This window comes from Mycobacterium gastri, assembly GCF_002102175.1.
Lineage (GTDB): Bacteria > Actinomycetota > Actinomycetes > Mycobacteriales > Mycobacteriaceae > Mycobacterium > Mycobacterium gastri.
Window position 1 is genome coordinate 75,370 of the sequence record NZ_LQOX01000101.1, and the last position, 19,257, is coordinate 94,626.

Here is a 19,257-nt window from a genome sequence, read left to right on the forward strand (position 1 = left end):
GAGCGTAATGTTCATCGACCTGACTGTCGAGCAGCGGCAGCTGCAAGCCGAGATACGGCAATACTTCTCGAATTTGATCTCGCCCGACGAGGCCAAAGAAATGGAGAAGGACCGGCACGGCGCCGCATACCGCGCGGTGATCCGGCGGATGGGCCGCGACGGCATGCTCGGCGTCGGGTGGCCAAAGGAGTTCGGCGGCCGCGGGTTTGGCCCGATCGAGCAGCAGATCTTCGTCAACGAGGCGCATCGGGCCGACGTGCCGCTGCCCGCCGTGACGCTGCAGACCGTGGGTCCCACCCTGCAGGTGTATGGCAGCGAGATGCAGAAGAAGAAGTTCCTGCCGGCGATCCTCGCGGGCGAGGTGCACTTCGCCATCGGCTACACCGAGCCCGAAGCCGGCACCGACCTGGCGTCGTTGCGGACCACCGCCGTGCGCCAGGGTGACGAGTACATCGTCAACGGCCAAAAGATCTTCACCACCGGCGCCCATGACGCGGACTACATCTGGCTGGCCTGCCGCACTGACCCGGAAGCCGTTAAGCACAAAGGCATTTCGATTTTGATAGCCGACACCAAGGATCCGGGCTACTCGTGGACGCCGATCATCCTGTCCGACGGCGCCCACCACACCAACGCCACCTACTACAACGACGTGCGGGTGCCGGTCGACATGCTCGTCGGTGAGGAGAACGGCGGCTGGCGGCTGATCACCACCCAGCTCAATAACGAGCGGGTGATGCTGGGCCCGGCCGGCCGCTTCGCCAGCATCTACGACCGGGTGCACAGCTGGGCATGCAAGCCGGGCGCCAACGGCGTCGCGCCGATCGACCACGACGACGTCAAACGTGGGCTCGGTGAGATCCACGCGACGTGGCGGATCAACGAGTTGCTCAATTGGCAGGTGGCCGCCGCGGGCGAGGATATCAACGTGGCCGACGCCGCCGCAACGAAAGTGTTTGGCACCGAACGTGTTCAGCGTATCGGCCGACTTGCCGAGGAGATCGTCGGCAAGTACGGCAACCCCGCCGAACCCGGCACCGCCGAGCTGCTCGAATGGCTGGACTCCCAGACCAAACGCAATCTGGTGATCACCTTCGGCGGCGGCGTCAACGAAGTGATGCGCGAGATGATCGCCGCATCGGGCCTCAAGGTGCCGAGGGTGCCCCGATGACCGATATCCGCGAAGCCATCACGCAGATCAAGGCGGCCGGCAGTAGTAAGCCGCGCGCCGCCCGGGATCCGGTGAACCAGCCGATGATCAACAACTGGACAGAGGCCATCGGCGATCGCAACCCGATCTACGTCGACGACGATGCCGCCCGCGCTGCCGGCCACCCCGGAATTGTCGCGCCACCGGCGATGATCCAGGTCTGGACGATGTACGGCCTGGGTGGGCAACGTCCGAAGGACGACCCACTGGGTCCGGTCATGAAGCTGTTCGACGAGGCGGGCTATATCGGTGTGGTTGCCACCAACTGTGAGCAGACCTATCACCGGTATCTGCGGCCCGGCGAGCACGTTACCATCACCGCCGAACTCGGTGACGTCGTCGGGCCCAAGCAGACCGCGCTCGGCGAAGGCTGGTTCATCAACCAGCGCTCCGTCTGGCGCGTCGGCGACGAGGACGTCGCTGAAATGGATTGGCGCATCCTCAAATTCAGACCCGCCGGGTCGGCCGACGCGGCAGTGCCCGAAGACCTGGACCCCGATGCGATGATGCGGCCGTCGCTGTCGCGTGACACCGCGTTCTTCTGGGAAGGGGTTGCAGCTCACGAGTTACGCATCCAACGGCTGCCCGACGGCAGCTTGCAGCATCCTCCGGTTCCGGCGGTGTGGCAGGACAAGTCGGCGCCGATCGACTATGTGGTGTCCAGCGGCCGTGGCACGGTGTTCAGTTACGTGGTGCACCACGCCCCGAAGGTGCCCGGCCGCACACCGCCTTTCGTGATTGCGCTGGTTGAACTCGAGGAAGGCGCGCGCATGCTGGGTGAGCTGCGCAATATCGATTCGTCAACAGTGGAGATCGGAATGCCGGTTCGCGCAATGTATATCGACGTCCCGGCGAGTGATTCCGGCCCGGAGTGGACGCTATACGCCTGGGAGCCAAACACATGAGCGCCCCGGCTATCGAGGTAGGCGCGCAGCTGCCCGAGCTGAAACTGTATGGCGACCCCACGTTCATCATCTCGACGGCGTTGGCCACCCGCGACTTTCAGGACGTACATCACGACCGGGACAAGGCGCAGGCCAAGGGTTCCAAGGACATCTTCGTCAACATCCTCACCGACACCGGACTGGTGCAAAGGTACGTCACCGACTGGGCGGGGCCGTCGGCGCTGATCAAGTCGATCGGGCTGCGGCTGGGGGTGCCGTGGTACGCCTACGACACGGTCACGTTCTCCGGCGAGGTGACCGCAGTCGAAGCTGGCGTGATCACGGTAAAGGTGCTGGGCCGCAACAGCCTTGGCGATCACGTGATCGCGACGGTGAAGCTGAAGTGGGGGATGCCTAGTGTTGTCCGGTAAGGCCGCCATCGTCGGCATCGGCGCCACCGACTTCTCCAAGGACTCCGGCCGCAGCGAGCTGAGGCTGGCGGCAGAGGCGGTGCTGGATGCGTTGGACGATGCCGGGTTGAGTCCGGCGGACGTCGACGGGTTGACCACATTCACGATGGACACCAACACCGAGATCGCGGTGGCGCGCGCGGTCGGCATTGGTGAGCTGAAGTTTTTTTCCAAGATCCATTATGGCGGTGGTGCCGCGTGCGCGACCATCCAGCACGCCGCGATGGCCGTCGCGACCGGGGTGGCCGACGTCGTGGTGGCCTACCGGGCGTTCAACGAGCGGTCCGGCATGCGATTCGGCCAGGTGCAGACCCGTCTCGTGGGAAACGCTGGTGCGCAGGCTGATTCGACTGCAGCCGACAACTCCTTCTCGTATCCGCACGGACTTTCGACCCCGGCAGCGCAGGTCGCCATGATCGCCCGGCGCTACATGCATCTGTCGGGTGCGACCAGCCGGGACTTCGGCGTGATCTCGGTGGCCGACCGCAAGCACGCCGCCAACAATCCGAAGGCGTACTTCTATCAGAAGCCGATAACCATTGAGGATCACCAGAATTCGCGATGGATCGCCGAACCGTTGCGGTTGCTGGACTGCTGTCAGGAGACCGACGGCGCGGTGGCGATCGTGGTGACATCGGTTGAGCGCGCGCGTGATCTCAAGCAGCGGCCCGCGGTCATCGAAGCGGCGTCGCAAGGGTCGAGCCCGGATCAGTACACCATGGTCAGCTACTACCGGCCCGAACTCGACGGTCTGCCCGAGATGGGTCTGGTGGGCCGGCAGCTGTGGGCGCAATCGGGACTGTCGCCGGCCGACATCCAGACCGCGGTGCTCTACGACCACTTCACCCCGTTCACGCTGATTCAGTTGGAGGAGTTGGGATTCTGCGGCCGCGGTGAAGCCAAAGATTTCATCGCCGACGACGCGATCGAGGTGGGTGGACGGCTGCCGATCAACACTCACGGTGGCCAGCTCGGCGAGGCCTACATCCACGGGATGAACGGCATCGCGGAGGGGGTGCGGCAGTTGCGGGGTACCTCGGTGAACCCGGTGCCCGACGTCGAGCACGTGCTGGTCACCGCGGGAACGGGGGTTCCCACGTCCGGGTTGATTTTGGGGTGAAGCGCGGGGCGGCCCCGGCGATTACACCGGCAGGACGATTCCGCTGGCCGGGCCCAGGATGATCGCCTGGCCGCCGGGGGTGACGTAGCCGCCGGTGGGTCCGTAAATGCCGTAGATCGGGCTGGCCGGGGTCGCCCCGGCCCAGAGGTCGTTGATCCAACCCGAAGACAGGGTGTACACCGCCGCGGTGGCGCCGGGCGGTGAGAACCCGGTAAGCAGCTGGGCGGCGAAGTCTACCAAGGGATTTCCGCCCAGGATGGAGTCGACATGCGAGCCGTTGACAATCTCGACCCCGACGAACTGTCCCGGGTACAGACTGACCAGTTGATTCGTGGTGCCGCCGAAGGCATTCCACGGCTGGGGCGGCGCGGCCACCACGTAGTCGGGGATATTCAACGTCTTCAGGTTGGTTATCGCCGCCCCGAAGGCCGTGGCATTGGAGGCGACCCCGTCAAACATCACCACACCGCGCAGGTGGTTGGGGTTCGCCCCGAGGTCTGCGAGGTAATCGCCGGCGGCGATCGTAGCGAGGCCACCACCGGCGGAGTGTCCGGACAGGATGAAATCCTTCGGTAGCGTCCCCTGGTATCCGGCCTGGTTCGCGCTGATGTTCAGCGCCGCTTCCGGGCCGAGGAACAACGAGGCCACGCCCTGCTGCATCTGCGGGCTGCCTATCCACAGTCCGAACGGCAATGGAATGGACGGCACGGTGGGAGTAACCACGATGCTGTTGGTCTGCTGCGCCGGACGCCCGCCTCGTTGGTGGCAGTGTTCAGCAACGTGCTCGGCTGAGTTGCGCCGACGGCCCCGGTACCCCCGGTGGGGCCGTTACCGAACAACGGAAGCCCGATCAGCCGCTCTATGGGTGCGAAAATCCCTAGACTTTCGGCCTTTTGCAGCAGCGCGCGCAGCGGCGAGGCATTCGCGGTCTCGGCGGCCGCATATGGGCCCCGGCCGCGCTCAACGCACGCACAAACTCGGCGTGAAACAGTGTCGTCTGCGTGCTCAGCGCCTCAAACTCTTGGGCGTAGCGGCCAAAAAGACCGGCGATGGCCGCCGACACCTCGTCGCCGGCCGCCGCGACGATCCCCGTGGTCGGCGGCGCCGCCGCAGCGGCGGCCCCCTTGATCGCCGCCTCGATCCCGGTCAAAATCTCCCGACGCCCGGGCTAAAGCCTCGGGTGCCGCGAGCACGTACGGCGACATCGGCCGTTCCAATCCCCGATGGCCCGACAACCTCGGGACAGCTAGGAAATGGTACCCAGGTTCTCGAAAGGCGCTGGCCGGTTTGAGCTCGGGTCTACGTTTGTAGCGGATCGGTCCACCGCACACCTGAGAAGCGACTGAAGTCGACATCGGTGGAACACAGTTCGGCACCGTGTTCGATAGCCAAAGCAGCCAGATGCGCGTCGCTGGTCAGATTTCCAGCCGTGCCAAGCGGGGTAAGCAACCCGCGCAGAACGGCTGCGTGGCGATCCGTGGGATGCACGACCGTCACACAGGGTTGGGCCAACCATCCGTCAACGACGTCGAAGGACTCGTCGACGGTCAAGGGCCGCTCGAATATCGCTGCGCGGGTGGATAACCGGACAAAACCGACAAGGACGTGCCATGCGAAAGCGACGGTCGCCGAACCCGACAACGTGTCATCCAGCCACTCGCGTGCCGCCTCGTGACGAGCCGTCGACTCATCGATTGCATAGATGAGGAGGTTGAGGTCAAGCAGTTTCATTTGCGAAGCGCAAGCTTTCGCAAGATCTCCGCGTCCTCGTCTCCCGCGGCCAACGCCAACGCTCTGTCGATATCGACTCCGGCCCGCAGTCCAAGGTCGCGGCTCGGCGTGTGATAGTTGCGACGGGTGGGTTCGCCACTCAATCCACGCCGCACCGCGTCGTTCAGCACTGCCTTGAACGACATGCCCCGCTCACGGGCCACGCGCTGTAGCGCAGCGATGACATCAGGATCTAGCGTCACGGTGGTACGCATCATGCAATCATAGCATCACTAACGATGCTGTCATGATGCCCCGCGTGCGGGGGTTTGCAACGTGACGCTGCAGTCACGTTCGGGCCCGAACGTGACTGCGGCGTCACGCTGGCGGCCCGTGTCGGTGGTCGCTGGCACACTGTTCGTTTCATGAGGGAACCCTTTATCGGCAGTGAGGCAGTGGCGGCGGGCATCGCGTCAGCTAGCCAGCTGCGGCGTGGCTATACGCGGGTGTTCGGCGATGTCTACGTCAGTGAAGGAACCGAGCTTACGCAGGCGGTGCGGGCACGTGCGGCCTGGCTCTGGTCAAGGCGCCGCGGGGTCATCGCGGGTTTCGCCGCCGCGGCTTTGCATGGCAGTAGCTGGGTGGACGAGGACCGGCCAGTGGACATCATTCACGACAACCGTCACCCGCTGCCGGGCTTGCAGATCTGGGGCGACCGGCTGGAAGACGATGAGATCCAACTGATCGACGGCATTCCGGTTACCACGCCGGCGCGTACTGCTCTTGACCTCGCGTGCTGGCATCCAACGACAACAGCGGTTGCCGCTCTCGACGCACTTGCCCGCGCGACCGAGTTCAAGGTGGCAGACGTGGAGTTGCTGGCCGCCCGGCACCGTGGGCGTCGTGGACTGGAGCGTGCTCGTGTCTCGCTCGATCTCGTCGACGCGGGCGCACAATCCCCGAAGGAAACGTGGCTGCGGTTGGTGTTGGTGCAGGGAGGTTTGCCGCGGCCACAAACGCAAATTCCGGTGCTCAACGAGTTCGGCGATGCTATTGCCTACCTCGACATGGGTTGGGAGGACATCAAAGTCGCGGTCGAGTACGACGGCGAGCAACATCGCAGTGATAGGCGCCAGTACACCTGGGATGTTCGACGACTGGAACTGGTCGACCGTCGCGGCTGGATCTTGGTCAGGGTGGTCGCGGGTGATCGGCCCGCCGAGATTCTTCGCCGCGTTCGCGCTGCCCGTGCGCGTCGAATGTGACGCTACAGTCACACACGGGCTCGAACGTGACGCTGCAGTCACGCCCGGGCGGGAGAAAGGGGAGAGGACACCAGCTCGACACCGGTGAGGACGACGGCGTTGTCGCGCGAGGGCGCGACAACGCCGGCTAGAAAGCGGCCGTTGTCCTTCCATACGTTGACCGTGAGGGTTTCGCCGGGGTATGCCACGCCAGCAAAGCGCGCGCCGTAGGCCGCGACGGCTGAGGCGTCGCCGTCCAGTAGCGCGTCGGTGATGGCCTTGCAGGTCATGCCGTAGGTGCACAGCCCATGCAGGATGGGCGCGGGAAAGCCTGCGGCAGCGGCGAATTCGGGATCGGAGTGCAGGGGATTGCGGTCTCCGCACAGGCGGTAGAGCAGCGCCTGCTGCGGCAGCACCGGCATCGCCACCTGCAGATCGGGTGCCCGCTCCGGCGGGGCGTCCGAGGTTGACGGGCCGCGTTCGCCGCCGAATCCCCCTTCGCCGCGGGCGTAGATCGATCGCTTTTGCGTCCAGAGGAGCTCGCCGTCGGGTGTGGTCACTCGCGTCTCGCTCCAGATCACCGCGGCCTTGCCCTTGTCCCAGATGTCGGTGAACCGGGTGACGGCGCGGGCCGACCCCGAAGGTGGCAGCGGCGCAGGCACTTCCACCCGCTCGGAGGCGTGTAACACCTTGCTCAATTCGATGTCGATGCCGGGGAACCGGACGGTCGGCGGTTTGGTGGCGTGGAAGGTGGCGGCCACCGTCGCGAAAGTGGGCAGCACCTGCGGTGCGTCATCGACCAGATACCGCAGCTCGCGCGGGTCCATCGGATCCGAACCGGCGCCCAGCGCCAGTTGGTAGAGCTGGACATCGCTACTGGCCCAAGAGAATTCGATAGGATCCAAGACGGCGTTCAGGGCGGCGTCGACGTCGATCGGCATGTCAGCGCTCTCCCGCGATGTGCAGTGCGGCCAAGTAGCCGAACGTCATCGCCGGCCCGATGGTGCCGCCGGGGCCGGGGTAGGTGTGACCCATCACCGGCGCGCTGACATTGCCGGCGGCATAAAGACCATCGATGATGCTGCCGTCGTCGCGGAGCGCCCGGCCGTGGACGTCGGTGCGGATACCGCCTTTGGTGCCCAGGTCTCCGGGAACCATCTTGGCGGCGTAGTAGGGTGCATGCCGGATCTCGCCCAGGTTCGGATTCGGCTTGTTAGTCGGGTCACCGTAGTAGCGGTCGTAGGCGCTCTCCCCGCGGTGGTAGTCCGTGTCGACGCCGGACCGGGCAAAGCCGTTGAAACGCTGGACCGTCGCGATGAACTGGTCGACCGGAAGGCCGGCCTTGGTGGCCAGTTCCTCCAGCGTGTCGGCCTGGATGATCACGCCGGAATCCAGCCACTTTCGCGGAATACGTTGGCCCGGTTGCAGTCCGGCAAAGATGTAGCGGTCCCGGTACTGTTGGTCGAACACCAGCCAGGCGGGAATGTTCTCGCCCGGTCCGGGACCCAGCCCGTACTTGCCGCCGTACATGTGGTGGCAGGCCTCGACGTAGGGCATCGATTCGTTCATGAACCGGTTGCCGGACATGTTGACGATGATCGACCCGGGCGAATTGCGTTCCGACAACGCGAACCACGGCGCACCCACCAGCGGTACCGTCGGGCCCCACCACGCGTCCTCCATCAAATCAAGTGCTGCGCCCAGCTTTTCGCCGGCGACAATGCCGTCGCCGGTATTCGCCTTGGCGCCAACGGTCCAGTCGGTGGTGATGGGCGCACGCTGGTATTTCACCCGCATCTGCTCGTTGCGTTCGAAACCGCCGCAGGCCAGGATCACTCCGCGCCGGGCCCGGATCAGCTGCGGCTCAGCAAGTTCAGAGGCGCCGGCGTCACTGACGTAGATCCCGCGGACTACGCCGTCCTCGACGTAGAGGTCGGTGAGCGCGGTGTTGAGCAACACCTGAACCCCGGCCTCTCGCAGCCCGATTCGCAGCGGGCCGATCAGGGCCCGGCCCATGCCGACGAGATGCTTGCCAGTGGCCTTGGCCCAGGTGGTGCGGGCGCCGACCTTCAGGCTGCGCAACACGCCGCGGGGGTGGCGTTTGAGCTGGTTCAGGCGCACGTAGTCCTGTTGCATCACAACCACATTCAGCGGCACCTTGCCATAAGGAGGTTCCAGTGCGGCTTCGTCGGGACCGAGCTTGCGGGCATCGAACGGCTTGGGCTCGATCGAGCGGCCGTTCGGGCGGCCACCGGGCGCTTCGGGGTAATAGTCGGAATAGCCCGGCACCCAGCACATCTTCAACGGGGTGTGCTTCAGCACGAACGACAGCATCTCGGGCCCGCGCTCGAGGTAGGCGTCGATGCGCTCCGGCTCGACCCCACTGGTCGACACGTCACCGATGATGCCGTGCAGATAGGTGCGGGCCGCTTCGGAGCTGTCGTGGACGCCGGCGCGCTTGAGCACCTCGTTGTTGGGAATCCAGACGCCGCCGCCGGAGCGCGCGGTCGATCCGCCGTAGTGCGCGGCCTTTTCGACGATTACTGTCGAGAGGCCGCGGTGCGCGGCGGTCAGCGCTGCCACCATGCCGGCGCCACCGCTCCCGACCACGACGACGTCGTAGTCCTGTGCTGTCATGTAGAACACGTTATAGAATTGCCCGGGTCGGGCGCTACTGACCCGGTCACCATGAGGTCGGCAAGACAAGGGGACTTCGGTAAATGCTCACTGTTGCGACCCGCGACGAGCTGGCCGCCGACTTGGCGCAAGCCGAGCGCAGCCGTGAGCCGATCGCTCCGCTGACCGCCGCCCACCCGGACATGGACGTCGTCGACGCCTACGAGATACAGCTGATCAACATCCGTCAGCGGGTCGCCGAGGGCGCCCGGGTGCTGGGCCACAAAGTGGGGCTGTCGAGCAAAGCCATGCAGCAGATGATGGGTGTCGACGAGCCGGACTACGGGCATCTGCTGGACGAGATGCAGGTGTTCGAGGACACGCCGGTCAAGGCGGCCAGATATCTGTATCCGCGGGTCGAGGTCGAGGTGGGTTTCATCTTGTCGGCAGACCTGCCGGGCGCGGACTGCACCGAGGACGACGTGCTGGTGGCGACCGAGGCTCTGGTGCCGGCGATCGAGTTGATCGACACCAGGATCACCGACTGGAAGATCGCGCTGTGCGACACCATTGCCGACAACGCGTCGTCGGCGGGCTTCGTGCTGGGCGCGGCGCGGGTGTCGCCCGCCGACATCGACGTGAAATCGATTGAGGCGACACTGACCCGCAACGCAGAGGTAGTCGCCGGGGGCCGCAGCGATGCAGTATTGGGTAATCCAGTGACGGCGGTGGCTTGGTTGGCTCGGAAAGTGGAAAGTTTTGGCGTGCGCCTGAAGGCCGGTGACGTGGTGCTTCCCGGCTCTTGCACCCGGGCGATCGACGCTCGCGCCGGCGACCACTTCGTCGCCGACTTCGCCGGACTCGGCGCTGTTCGTTTGTCGTTTGAATAGAGGAGCGATCGCAAGCCCGGCGAAGCCGGGCGCAGCGGGTCGCGAGCATAGGGTTAGGAGCGATCGCAAGCCTGGCGAAGCCGGGCGCGGCGGGTCGCGACCAGAGGGTTAGGAGCAACATGCCGGCTAAGGCAAGCGTGGCGATCGTGGGGTCGGGCAACATCAGCACCGACCTGCTCTACAAACTGCTGCGGTCGGAATGGCTGGAGCCGCGCTGGATGGTGGGCATCGACCCGGAGAGCGAGGGCCTGGCCCGGGCCCGCAAGCTGGATCTGGAGACCAGTCACAAAGGGGTCGACTGGTTGCTGGAGCAGCCCGAAAAACCCGACCTAGTGTTCGAGGCGACCAGCGCCTACGTGCACAAGGCGGCCGCACCGCGCTACGCCGAGGCCGGAATCCGTGCCATCGACCTGACGCCGGCAGCGGTGGGCCCGGCGGTGATCCCACCGGCCAACCTGCGTGAGCACCTGGACGCGCCGAACGTCAACATGATCACCTGCGGGGGTCAGGCGACGATTCCGATCGTGTACGCGGTGTCGCGGGTGGTGCCGGTGCCATATGCGGAGATCGTCGCCTCGGTGGCTTCGGTGTCGGCGGGACCGGGCACCAGGGCCAACATCGACGAGTTCACCAAGACCACCTCACGCGGTGTGGAGACCATCGGCGGGGCCGCGCGCGGCAAGGCGATCATCATCCTGAATCCGGCCGACCCGCCAATGATCATGCGCGACACCATCTTCTGCGCCATCCCGGAGGACGCCGACCGCGCAGCGATCGCGAAGTCCATCCACGACGTGGTGGCCGAGGTGCAGACCTACGTGCCGGGCTACCGGCTGCTCAACGAGCCGCAGTTCGACGAGCCGTCGATCCATTCGGGCGGCCAGGCGGTGGTCACCACGTTCGTCGAGGTGGAGGGCGCCGGCGACTACCTGCCGCCGTATGCAGGCAACCTCGACATCATGACCGCGGCGGCCACCAAGGTGGGCGAGGAGATCGCCCGCAAAAGCAAAGATGTGACACTTTCGGTTACGGGAGGCACGCGATGACCAGCATCTGGGACGTCCGCATCACGGACACGTCGCTGCGCGACGGGTCCCACCACAAACGTCACCAATTCACCAAAGAGGAGGTCGGCGCCATCGTCGCCGCCCTCGACGCCGCCGGGGTGCCGGTGATCGAGGTGACCCACGGGGACGGGCTGGGCGGATCGTCGTTCAATTACGGCTTCTCCAAGACCCCCGAACAGGAACTGATCAAGCTGGCGGCCGAGACGGCCAAAGAGGCGCGGATCGCGTTCTTGATGTTGCCCGGAGTTGGCACCAAAGACGACATCAAAGAGGCACAGGACAATGGCGGGTCGATCTGCCGGATCGCCACTCATTGCACCGAAGCGGACGTGTCCATTCAGCATTTCGGGCTGGCGCGCGAGTTGGGGCTGGAAACCGTCGGTTTTCTGATGATGGCCCACACCATTTCGCCGGAGAAGCTGGCCGCCCAGGCCCGCATCATGGCCGACGCCGGCTGCCAGTGCGTCTACGTCGTCGACTCGGCCGGGGCCCTGGTGCTCGACGGGGTGGCCGACCGGGTGTCGGCCCTGGTCGCCGAGCTCGGCGACGACGCGCAGGTGGGTTTCCACGGGCATGAGAACCTCGGTCTGGGGGTGGCCAACTCGGTGGAGGCGGTGCGCGCGGGCGCCAAGCAGATCGACGGCAGCGTACGGCGTTTCGGTGCCGGCGCGGGCAACGCCCCGGTCGAGGCGCTGATCGGGGTGTTCGACAAGATCGGCGTGAAAACCGGCATCGACTTCTTCGACATCGCCGACGCCGCCGAGGACGTGGTGCGCCCGGCCATGCCCGCCGAGTGTCTGCTGGACCGCAACGCGCTCATCATGGGCTACTCGGGGGTCTACTCGAGCTTCCTCAAGCATGCGGTCCGTCAATCCGAGCGCTACGGTGTGCCGGCGTCGGCGCTGCTGTATCGAGCAGGTCAGCGCAAGCTGATCGGCGGGCAGGAAGACCAGCTGATCGATATCGCTCTGGAAATAAAGCGGGAGCAAGAAAGCGGCGAAGTCGTCACACATTGACGACGCCGCCAGTCCTTCGTCGAAAACCGGGGTACACATCGGGATTTGGCTTTAGCGAGGCGGGCTTCGGAGTATCTGCGCCGACGCGAAGTGGCTTGTGGCAGGCTCGACGTTGGTCGGGGTTGCGTCACGGGCTCGGTGGGTACTCTCGCGCCCACGAGTGCACCTCCTGAGGTGAGCGGGCTTCGTTTTGCGCGGCTGGCCACGACGGGGGTAAATGTTCGTCCGCGAATTAAATTGACTCAAAATAGGAACACGTTCTAGCGTCGAGGTCGTGTTGTCTAGTCCCGTTTCTGGCCCGCTGACCGAGGCGATCACCGAAGCCGAGAAGCTGGTAACAGCGGCACCGCACATCGAAACCGAAGCCGACCTGCTGGAAGGACTGCAGTACCTGGCCGGCTGCGTCGCCGGCTGCATGCATCTGGCCTTCGACTATGAACGTGACCATCCGTTCCTGCAGTCGGGCACCGGACCGTTCATCAAGATGGGGTTGGACAACCCCGACACCCTGTACTTCGGCACCCGCGTACAGCCCGACCGCGACTACGTGGTCACCGGACGGCGCGGAACCACCACCGACCTGAGCTTCCAGGTGCTCGGCGGCGAGTACACCGACGACAACGTGCCCGCCAGCCAGATCGCATTCGACGACCGTGAACTCGACATCGCCCCGGACGGCACCTTCCAGTGGCAGCTGCGGCCGACCAGCCCCGGGCAGCTGGTGATTCGCGAGGTGTACGGCGACTGGTCACAACAACGCGGCACGCTGGCCATCTCCCGGCTGGACACCGCCGGCACCGCGCCACCGCCGCTGAGCCGCCAGACCGTGGAAAAGCGTTATGCGACAGCGGGAAAGCAACTGTTGAACCGGGTGAAGACCTGGCTGCAATTCCCCCAGTGGTTTTATCTCAACATCCCGGTCAACACCATGGTGGCGCCCCGGCTGACACCGGGGGGCCTGGCTACCCAATACTCGTCGGCCGGTCACTTCGAACTACGGCCCGACCAAGCCCTGGTGATCACCGTGCCGGTGAGCGATGCCCCTTACCTGGGTTTCCAGCTGGGCAGCATGTGGTACATCTCGCTGGACTACATCAACCACCAGACTTCGCTGAACAACAGTCAGGCCCAGGCGGATCCGGACGGCAAGGTTCGGATTGTGGTCGCCGATCAGAATCCCGGCGTGACCAACTGGGTGGAAACGCTCGGCCATCGACGCGGCTTCCTGCAGTTCCGTTGGCAGCGGGTGTCGCGGCAGCTCACCGAGGCGGACGGGCCGACCGTCGAGTTGGTGGACTTCGACGCGGTACCGGCCGCGCTGCCGTATCTGGAACACAACAAGATTTCCGAAGAAGACTGGCGCGCGCGAATCGCCTTGCGTCAGCAGCAAATTGCGGCCAGGATGCTGGGGTAACGATGACCGGGATGCTCGAGGGAAAGATCGTCGTCATCAGTGGTGTCGGGCCGGGGCTCGGCACCACGCTGGCGCACCGATGCGCCGGTGAAGGGGCCGACCTGGTACTGGCCGCTCGCAGCGCCGAGCGCCTCGACGACGTCGCCAAACAGGTTGTCGACACCGGCCGCCAAGCCATTGCGGTGCGTACCGACATCACCGATGACGACCAAGTCAACAACCTCGTCGACGCCACCCTGGAGGCATACGGCAAGATCGACGCGCTGATCAACAACGCGTTCCGGGTACCGTCGATGAAGCCGTTGGCGGAAACCAGTTTCGAGCACATCCGCGACGCCATCGAACTCAGCGCGCTTGGAGCGCTGCGGCTGACCCAGGGCTTCACCCGTGCGCTCGCCGAGACCCACGGCTGCATCGTCAACGTCAACTCCATGGTGTTGCGGCACTCCCAGCCCAAATACGGTGCCTACAAGATGGCCAAGTCTGCGCTGCTCGCGATGTCGCATTCGCTGGCCACCGAACTCGGTCCGAAAGGTATTCGCGTCAACTCCGTTGCGCCCGGCTATATCTGGGGTGACACCCTGAAAGGCTACTTCCAGCACCAAGCCGGCAAGTACGGCACTACGGTGGATCAGATATACCAGGCCACGGCGGCGCACTCCGATCTCAAGCGGCTGCCGACCGAGGACGAGGTGGCGTCGGCGATTATCTTCTTGGCCAGCGACTTGTCCAGCGGCATCACCGGACAGACGTTGGACGTCAACTGCGGGGAGTACCACACCTGATGGCCGATCGCACCGATGTCGCTACGGTGGAGGAACTGCATGCCTCGGCCACGAAGTTGGTCGGGCTCGACGATTTCGGTTCCGACGAGGACAACTACCGGGAAGCTCTGGGCGTGCTGTTGGACTCCTACCGGCGCGATGCCGGCCTTACGGTGTTGGGCAGCAAGATGAATCGCTTCTTTTTGCGGGGCGCGCTGGTGGCCAGATTGCTGTCCGAGGCCGCGTGGAAGCAGTACCCGCAGTACGCCGACGTCGCCATCGAGCGGCCGATCTTCGTCACCGGGCTGGTGCGCACCGGCACTACCGCACTGCATCGGTTACTGGGCGCCGACCCGGCCCACCAGGGTCTGCACATGTGGCTCGCCGAGTTCCCGCAGCCACGTCCGCCCCGCGATACATGGGAGTCAAATCCGTTGTACCGCAGGCTTGATGAGCAGTTCACCCAGCACCATCAGCAGAATCCAGGCTATACCGGCTTGCACTTCATGGCCGCCTACGAATTGGAGGAATGCTGGCAGCTGCTGCGGCAGTCGCTGCATTCGGTCTCCTACGAGACGCTGGCGCATCTGCCGAGCTACGCTTCGTGGCTGTCAGAGCAGGACTGGACGCCGGCGTATCGGCGGCACCGGCGCAACCTTCAGTTGATCGGACTCAATGACTTCGAAAAGCGGTGGGTGCTCAAGAATCCCAGCCATTTGTTTGCGCTGGATGCCCTGATGGCCACCTACCCCGATGCGCTGGTGATACAGACTCACCGGCCGGTCGAGACGATTATGGCCTCGATGTGTTCGCTGGCCCAGCACACGTCTGAGGGGTGGTCGACGGTGTTCGTGGGCCCGCAGATCGGCGCCGACGCAATGGATACCTGGTCACGTGGGCTGGAGCGGTTCAATACTGCTCGGGCGCAGTATGATCCGGCCCAGTTCTACGATGTCGACTACCGCGATTTGATTGCCGACCCGCTGGGGACGGTGGCTGCCATTTACCGGCACTTCGGATTGACGCTGACCGATGAGGCCCGACAAGCGATGGCGAAGATTCATGCCGAGAGCCAGACTGGCGAGCGAGCGCCCAAGCACAGCTACTCGCTGGCGGACTACGGGCTGACGGCTGAAGCGGTCAAGGAGCGGTTCGCGGGGTTGTGATTTCGGTGTCGGCAGGTCGCGTCGGCCTTTCAGCGACTTCGGCGCCAGCGCGGCAGGCCACGATGTGTTGTCGCGCATAGGTGGGCACAACGACCATCCTCCCCGCAAAGTGCCACTGTGGCGGATGTGACTAACGCTGCCGGCGCGCCGGCTGGTTCAGTCCTGATGTTCCTCGGTCAGATAGCCTTCGGCGACGGCGTGGTCGATGCTGTCGCTCATTTTCGGACAGGCCCTGGTGCGTGCCGTGTCGCCGCCGGACGCCCGCACTTCGGCGAAATGGGCACAGCGCTGCACGGCCTCGGTATTCCATTGCACCGCCGTATGACCCGGCCCGTGCCGTTTGACCGTGACGGTGACGTGGCAGAATCGGCAATCCACCGGCTGTAGGCCGCCGGTCAGATAACGTTCACGGTCGGCGCGGCTGGCTTCCCGTACCGCGGCGGCGCGTTGCGGATCGTTGGCGAAATCCCATGTCTTGGGCCAGGACCGACGCCCCGCGTGTTCGTCGGATGCCGCGTGATGGTCATGGTGCACACCGCGCAGCAGCAGCATCGAACGGGCCAGCTGATCGACGTCGGGAACCGGTTGATCGTCGGGCGGACTCATGATCGTCAGTGCTGCTCGGCGGGCACGCCGTCGGCGAGTTTTCTTGCTTCCAAGTTCTTTTGGACCTCGGCTTTCCAGAACTCGTTGGCCCGGGTGGTGTCCACCTCCATCTCGAAGCGCTCCACCATTTCGGGGGTGATGTCGGCAACGTCGACATAGAACTGCTCATACCAGCGACGCATCTGATACACCGCGCCGTCTTCCTCGACCAGCAGCGGGTTCGCGATTCTGGTTTTGTGCTTCCAGATCTCGACGTCCTGCATGAACCCCATGCTGACGCCTTCGGTGAATACCCGCGACAGCTTTTCGGTCATCTTCTCGTCCATCCCCTTGGGCTTTTCGACGATCACACCCCACTGCAACACGAACGAGTCCTGAGTCACCGGGTAGTGGCAATTGATCAGGATCGACTCGGACTTGTAGCCGCTGTAGCTATTATGCAGCCAGTTGATCATGAACGACGGCCCGAAATAGGACGCCTCGGAATCCAGGTGTGCTTCGCCGTACGCGGTTCCCAGACCCTCCACATCCGGGCGACCCACGTTGTGCAGATACTGCGAGGCGATGTGGCCCTCGAAGACGTTCTTGAAGTACGTCGGCAACCCGAAATGGATATAGAAGAAGTGCGCCATGTCGGTGACGTTGTCGATGATGTCGCGGCAGTTGGACCCTTCGATGAGGATGCGATTCCACCGCCAGTCCGTCCATTCGTCGCTGGCGGCCTCGGGAATGTCGGGGATCCTGACGGCCGGGTCCGGCGGGTTGCCTTCGTGGTCATGCCAGACGAAGACCAGGCCGCCGCGCACGTCGGTCGCCCAGGCCCGGGTGCGAGCGGTTTTCGGGGTGCGCTTGGCGTATGGCACCAGCTTGCAGCGGCCGTCGCCGCCCCAACGCCAGTCGTGAAACGGGCACGCGATCTCGTCGCCCTTGATGGTGCCCCCGGACAGGTCGCCGCCCATGTGACGGCAGTAGTTGTCGAGGATCTTCAGGTCGCCGTTCGAGTCGGCGAACACCACCAGCTTGGTGCCGAAGGCTTCCACCCCGTGCGGCTTGCCGTCCATGAAGTCCTTGGCGACACCGAGGCAATGCCAGCCCCGCGCGTACCTGGTCGGCAAGGTTCCGGCATCGATCTCCCGGATGCCGACGCTGCTTGTGCCGGTACTCACGCTGTCACCTCCACATCACTGACCCCACTAACTAGAACACGTTACAGTTTTGGGGCGGCTGAGTGCAATGGCGGCGCGTCTGGCCACGGCATATGCATCGTGCGGTATACGTAAACGATGCCACTATTTGCCTTCGAGGGCCGCTCTCCGCGCATCGACCCCACCGCGTTCGTAGCCCCCACCGCCACGCTGATCGGCGACGTCACCGTCGAAGCGGGAGCGTCGGTTTGGTACAACGCCGTGCTGCGAGGCGACTACGCGCCGGTCGTGGTGCGCGAAGGCGCCAATGTCCAGGACGGCTCGGTGTTGCACGCGCCGCCCGGCATCCCGGTCGACGTCGGGCCCGGGGCGACGATTGCCCACCTGTGCGTGATCCATGGGGTGCACGTGGGACAAGAGGCGTTAATCGCCAACCACGCCACCGTGCTGGACGGTGCGGTGATCGGCGCGCGCAGCATGGTGGCGGCGGGGGCCCTGGTAGTGGCCGGCACCCAGATTCCGCCCGGCGTCCTGGCGTTCGGAGCGCCGGCCAAGGTGAAAGGACCGATCGAAGGAACGGGGGCCGAGACCTGGGTCAATCTCAATCCGCAGGCCTATCGTGACCTGGCCCAACGGCATCTGACTGGCCTGGAGCAGATCTAGCCTGGCCCCAGTTCGGGCGGTCAGTGCGAAGCTTGAATCGGTCTGTCCTGTAGGAGATTTCATTGTCGACCTAATCTGGGCGGTGAATCTCGTTAGCTTGTCGACAGTTTCACCACGCGTTTGTGAAAGTCGGTCACGTAGACGTTGCCCGCATTGTCGACTGCCACACCGTACGGGAAGTTGAGGTCGGTGAAGGGCAACGTCGATGGGGTGTTCGAGTCGGCCGCCAGCTTCAACACCCGGTTGTCGTTCAAGTCTGTGAGGTAGACGCCGCCTTTGTGGTCCACCGCCACACCGTGAGGAAAGTTGAGGTCGGTGAACGGGAGGTAGACCGGGTTGGTCGCACCAGCGGCAAGCTTTACCACGCGGTTGTTTTCACTGTCGGCGACATACACTGCGCCGGCGTCGTCCACTGCCGTGCCCAACGGATGACGAAGGCCGATGAACGGCAGCTCGGTGGGATTGTCCGAGCCTGCCGGCAATTCCAACACGCGGTTGTTGCCGGAGTCGACGACGTACACATCGCCCTTATCGTCCACCGCCACCCCATCGGGATCTCCTACCTCGAAAGGCAGCACGACCTGTTTGGGAGCGGCTGGAGCGGTCGACGGACGGGCCTGACCGGGCGCGGCATCCTTCGATGAAGTATGGAAGAAGCCCAGGTGCCCAACGGCTGCGAGGATGGCCAGGAGGACCACCGCGACGGCAGCGATTGCCAGCGTGCGCTGCTTGGTCAGCTTGCTGCGTCTGGATTCCCTTGCACCCACAGCCAGCTCCCTCACCACCATGCTGATCGCGACATCTGGACCCTACTCGCATGGCGTTGCCCACAGCCGGAGTTGGCTCGACAGCCCGCCGGCACCAAGCTGAGCGTCGGCGCACGAACCGCCGACCGGTATCAGGCCTTGCCGGTGACTTCCGCGATCAGCGCATCGGGGTCGGTCACACTGACGTACAACGATTTCAGCGTCACGGGCACGCCCATGACTTTCGCCCGCGCGGGTGGGTCGACGGTCACTTCGACGATGCCCTTGGAGGAGCCGTTGACCAGCCAGCGGCCCCGGAATCCATGTGCACCCCAGGAGTACACCCGCTCGTGGTTCGGCTTGGCCTCTTTGATGGACGCCAGCGGGATCTCGACATTGAAGCCCCAGCCGAACTTGACTCGCAGCGAGCCGTCCTGCACGCGCACCTCGCTGTGCTTGGGCCCACAGCCAAGCGGGACCGAGAAGGGAAGAAACCAGCGCTCATAACGCAGCTCAGTAGGCACGT

Annotated in this window: 21 protein-coding genes and 1 pseudogene; 12 read left to right on the plus strand and 10 right to left on the minus strand. The window is 64.7% G+C overall.

All coding sequences use genetic code 11. The annotated features are described in order from the left end of the window. The first annotated feature begins 7 nt into the window (after positions 1-7). From fadE29 to AWC07_RS11480, 4 genes are read left to right on the plus strand one after another with little or no spacing between them, the layout of a single operon-like run. A complete protein-coding gene (gene fadE29, locus AWC07_RS11465) occupies positions 8-1,171 on the plus strand; it encodes an acyl-CoA dehydrogenase FadE29 (protein ID WP_036406186.1) in 1,164 nt (387 codons plus the stop codon). Then, entirely contained in the window at positions 1,168-2,115 is a 948-nt protein-coding gene (locus AWC07_RS11470; protein WP_036406183.1) for a bifunctional MaoC family dehydratase N-terminal/OB-fold nucleic acid binding domain-containing protein, read from the plus strand. The genes fadE29 and AWC07_RS11470 overlap by 4 nt, the downstream gene beginning before the upstream one ends. Further along, positions 2,112-2,525, plus strand: coding sequence for a MaoC family dehydratase (locus AWC07_RS11475; protein ID WP_036406180.1), 414 nt, complete (start codon positions 2,112-2,114; stop codon positions 2,523-2,525). Before AWC07_RS11470 ends, AWC07_RS11475 begins: the two co-directional genes overlap by 4 nt. Beyond that, positions 2,512-3,684 carry a lipid-transfer protein gene (locus tag AWC07_RS11480; protein ID WP_036406177.1) on the plus strand — a complete coding sequence of 391 codons (1,173 nt, stop codon included), beginning with the start codon at positions 2,512-2,514 and terminating at the stop codon, positions 3,682-3,684. Before AWC07_RS11475 ends, AWC07_RS11480 begins: the two co-directional genes overlap by 14 nt. A gap of 21 nt (positions 3,685-3,705) precedes the next feature. On the opposite strand, the gene AWC07_RS28075 is transcribed toward AWC07_RS11480, so the two are convergent. From AWC07_RS28075 to AWC07_RS11495, 4 genes are all read right to left on the minus strand, one after another. Continuing rightward, positions 3,706-4,407 (minus strand): hypothetical protein, encoded by a 702-nt coding sequence (locus AWC07_RS28075; protein WP_208622401.1) that lies wholly within the window; start codon positions 4,405-4,407, stop codon positions 3,706-3,708. Between the two features lie 154 nt (positions 4,408-4,561). Then, complete coding sequence (locus AWC07_RS28695) at positions 4,562-4,834, minus strand: PE family protein (protein WP_244187569.1); 273 nt, start codon at positions 4,832-4,834, stop codon at positions 4,562-4,564. 149 nt (positions 4,835-4,983) lie between these two features. Further along, on the minus strand, positions 4,984-5,415 hold the full coding sequence (locus AWC07_RS11490; RefSeq protein ID WP_036406174.1) for a type II toxin-antitoxin system VapC family toxin: 432 nt from the start codon (positions 5,413-5,415) through the stop codon (positions 4,984-4,986). Continuing rightward, positions 5,412-5,669 (minus strand): ribbon-helix-helix domain-containing protein, encoded by a 258-nt coding sequence (locus AWC07_RS11495; RefSeq protein WP_036406370.1) that lies wholly within the window; start codon positions 5,667-5,669, stop codon positions 5,412-5,414. Before AWC07_RS11495 ends, AWC07_RS11490 begins: the two co-directional genes overlap by 4 nt. 150 nt (positions 5,670-5,819) lie before the next feature. Between AWC07_RS11495 and AWC07_RS11500 the strand changes: the two genes are divergently transcribed. Next, a complete protein-coding gene (locus AWC07_RS11500; RefSeq protein ID WP_036406171.1) occupies positions 5,820-6,659 on the plus strand; it encodes a hypothetical protein in 840 nt (279 codons plus the stop codon). Between the two features lie 38 nt (positions 6,660-6,697). Here the strand turns inward: AWC07_RS11500 and AWC07_RS11505 are convergent, their stop codons facing one another. Next, positions 6,698-7,579, minus strand: coding sequence for a MaoC/PaaZ C-terminal domain-containing protein (locus AWC07_RS11505; RefSeq protein ID WP_036415879.1), 882 nt, complete (start codon positions 7,577-7,579; stop codon positions 6,698-6,700). A gap of 1 nt (position 7,580) precedes the next feature. Then, complete coding sequence (kstD, locus tag AWC07_RS11510) at positions 7,581-9,275, minus strand: 3-oxosteroid 1-dehydrogenase (protein ID WP_036406366.1); 1,695 nt, start codon at positions 9,273-9,275, stop codon at positions 7,581-7,583. A gap of 83 nt (positions 9,276-9,358) precedes the next feature. On the opposite strand from kstD, the gene AWC07_RS11515 reads away from it, so the two are divergent. The 6 genes from AWC07_RS11515 (at position 9,359) to AWC07_RS11540 (ending at position 15,571) form a co-directional block, all read left to right on the plus strand. Beyond that, a complete protein-coding gene (locus AWC07_RS11515) occupies positions 9,359-10,144 on the plus strand; it encodes a 2-keto-4-pentenoate hydratase (protein ID WP_036406169.1) in 786 nt (261 codons plus the stop codon). 119 nt (positions 10,145-10,263) lie between these two features. After that, the gene (locus tag AWC07_RS11520; protein WP_036406168.1) at positions 10,264-11,190 is read left to right on the plus strand and encodes an acetaldehyde dehydrogenase (acetylating); all 927 of its coding nucleotides are present in this window, start codon (positions 10,264-10,266) and stop codon (positions 11,188-11,190) included. Continuing rightward, positions 11,187-12,227: a 4-hydroxy-2-oxovalerate aldolase gene (gene dmpG / locus AWC07_RS11525; protein ID WP_036406166.1), complete on the plus strand. Its 1,041-nt coding sequence runs from the start codon at positions 11,187-11,189 to the stop codon at positions 12,225-12,227. The genes AWC07_RS11520 and dmpG overlap by 4 nt, the downstream gene beginning before the upstream one ends. Positions 12,228-12,504: 277 nt before the next feature. After that, on the plus strand, positions 12,505-13,641 hold the full coding sequence (locus AWC07_RS11530; RefSeq protein ID WP_099319411.1) for a hypothetical protein: 1,137 nt from the start codon (positions 12,505-12,507) through the stop codon (positions 13,639-13,641). A 2-nt stretch (positions 13,642-13,643) separates the two neighbouring features. After that, the gene (locus AWC07_RS11535) at positions 13,644-14,426 is read left to right on the plus strand and encodes an SDR family oxidoreductase (protein WP_036406160.1); all 783 of its coding nucleotides are present in this window, start codon (positions 13,644-13,646) and stop codon (positions 14,424-14,426) included. Continuing rightward, positions 14,426-15,571, plus strand: a complete 1,146-nt coding sequence (locus AWC07_RS11540; protein WP_036406157.1) for a sulfotransferase family protein — start codon at positions 14,426-14,428, stop codon at positions 15,569-15,571. The genes AWC07_RS11535 and AWC07_RS11540 overlap by 1 nt, the downstream gene beginning before the upstream one ends. A 156-nt stretch (positions 15,572-15,727) precedes the next feature. Here AWC07_RS11540 and AWC07_RS11545 read toward each other — a convergent pair whose 3' ends face one another. Together AWC07_RS11545 and AWC07_RS11550 are read right to left on the minus strand one after the other, a co-directional pair. Beyond that, entirely contained in the window at positions 15,728-16,177 is a 450-nt protein-coding gene (locus AWC07_RS11545) for a hypothetical protein (RefSeq protein WP_036415881.1), read from the minus strand. Between the two features lie 5 nt (positions 16,178-16,182). Continuing rightward, a complete protein-coding gene (locus AWC07_RS11550) occupies positions 16,183-17,343 on the minus strand; it encodes a 3-ketosteroid-9-alpha-monooxygenase, oxygenase component (protein ID WP_036415883.1) in 1,161 nt (386 codons plus the stop codon). Positions 17,344-17,460: 117 nt separating this feature from the next. Between AWC07_RS11550 and AWC07_RS11555 the strand changes: the two genes are divergently transcribed. After that, a complete protein-coding gene (locus AWC07_RS11555; RefSeq protein WP_036415885.1) occupies positions 17,461-17,985 on the plus strand; it encodes a gamma carbonic anhydrase family protein in 525 nt (174 codons plus the stop codon). Positions 17,986-18,089: 104 nt separating this feature from the next. On the opposite strand, the pseudogene AWC07_RS11560 reads toward AWC07_RS11555, so the two are convergent. Continuing rightward, positions 18,090-18,563 (minus strand): annotated as a pseudogene (locus AWC07_RS11560) (NHL repeat-containing protein); the annotation flags it as partial. Positions 18,564-18,883: 320 nt separating this feature from the next. Next, on the minus strand, positions 18,884-19,255 hold the full coding sequence (locus tag AWC07_RS11565) for a hypothetical protein (protein WP_036415888.1): 372 nt from the start codon (positions 19,253-19,255) through the stop codon (positions 18,884-18,886). Positions 19,256-19,257 lie beyond the last annotated feature (2 nt).

What these genes read in the sequence shown, in the direction of transcription:
- fadE29 (WP_036406186.1), top strand. Translation starts at nt 8, where the DNA reads ATGTTCATCGACCTGACTGTCGAGCAGCGGCAGCTGCAAGCCGAGATA.
- AWC07_RS11535 (WP_036406160.1), top strand. Translation starts at nt 13,644, where the DNA reads ATGACCGGGATGCTCGAGGGAAAGATCGTCGTCATCAGTGGTGTCGGG.
- AWC07_RS11500 (WP_036406171.1), top strand. Translation starts at nt 5,820, where the DNA reads ATGAGGGAACCCTTTATCGGCAGTGAGGCAGTGGCGGCGGGCATCGCG.
- kstD (WP_036406366.1), bottom strand. Translation starts at nt 9,275, where the DNA reads ATGACAGCACAGGACTACGACGTCGTCGTGGTCGGGAGCGGTGGCGCC.
- AWC07_RS11490 (WP_036406174.1), bottom strand. Translation starts at nt 5,415, where the DNA reads ATGAAACTGCTTGACCTCAACCTCCTCATCTATGCAATCGATGAGTCG.
- AWC07_RS11470 (WP_036406183.1), top strand. Translation starts at nt 1,168, where the DNA reads ATGACCGATATCCGCGAAGCCATCACGCAGATCAAGGCGGCCGGCAGT.
- AWC07_RS11505 (WP_036415879.1), bottom strand. Translation starts at nt 7,579, where the DNA reads ATGCCGATCGACGTCGACGCCGCCCTGAACGCCGTCTTGGATCCTATC.
- AWC07_RS11515 (WP_036406169.1), top strand. Translation starts at nt 9,359, where the DNA reads ATGCTCACTGTTGCGACCCGCGACGAGCTGGCCGCCGACTTGGCGCAA.
- dmpG (WP_036406166.1), top strand. Translation starts at nt 11,187, where the DNA reads ATGACCAGCATCTGGGACGTCCGCATCACGGACACGTCGCTGCGCGAC.
- AWC07_RS11495 (WP_036406370.1), bottom strand. Translation starts at nt 5,669, where the DNA reads ATGCGTACCACCGTGACGCTAGATCCTGATGTCATCGCTGCGCTACAG.
- AWC07_RS11475 (WP_036406180.1), top strand. Translation starts at nt 2,112, where the DNA reads ATGAGCGCCCCGGCTATCGAGGTAGGCGCGCAGCTGCCCGAGCTGAAA.
- AWC07_RS11540 (WP_036406157.1), top strand. Translation starts at nt 14,426, where the DNA reads ATGGCCGATCGCACCGATGTCGCTACGGTGGAGGAACTGCATGCCTCG.
- AWC07_RS11555 (WP_036415885.1), top strand. Translation starts at nt 17,461, where the DNA reads ATGCCACTATTTGCCTTCGAGGGCCGCTCTCCGCGCATCGACCCCACC.
- AWC07_RS11520 (WP_036406168.1), top strand. Translation starts at nt 10,264, where the DNA reads ATGCCGGCTAAGGCAAGCGTGGCGATCGTGGGGTCGGGCAACATCAGC.
- AWC07_RS11545 (WP_036415881.1), bottom strand. Translation starts at nt 16,177, where the DNA reads ATGAGTCCGCCCGACGATCAACCGGTTCCCGACGTCGATCAGCTGGCC.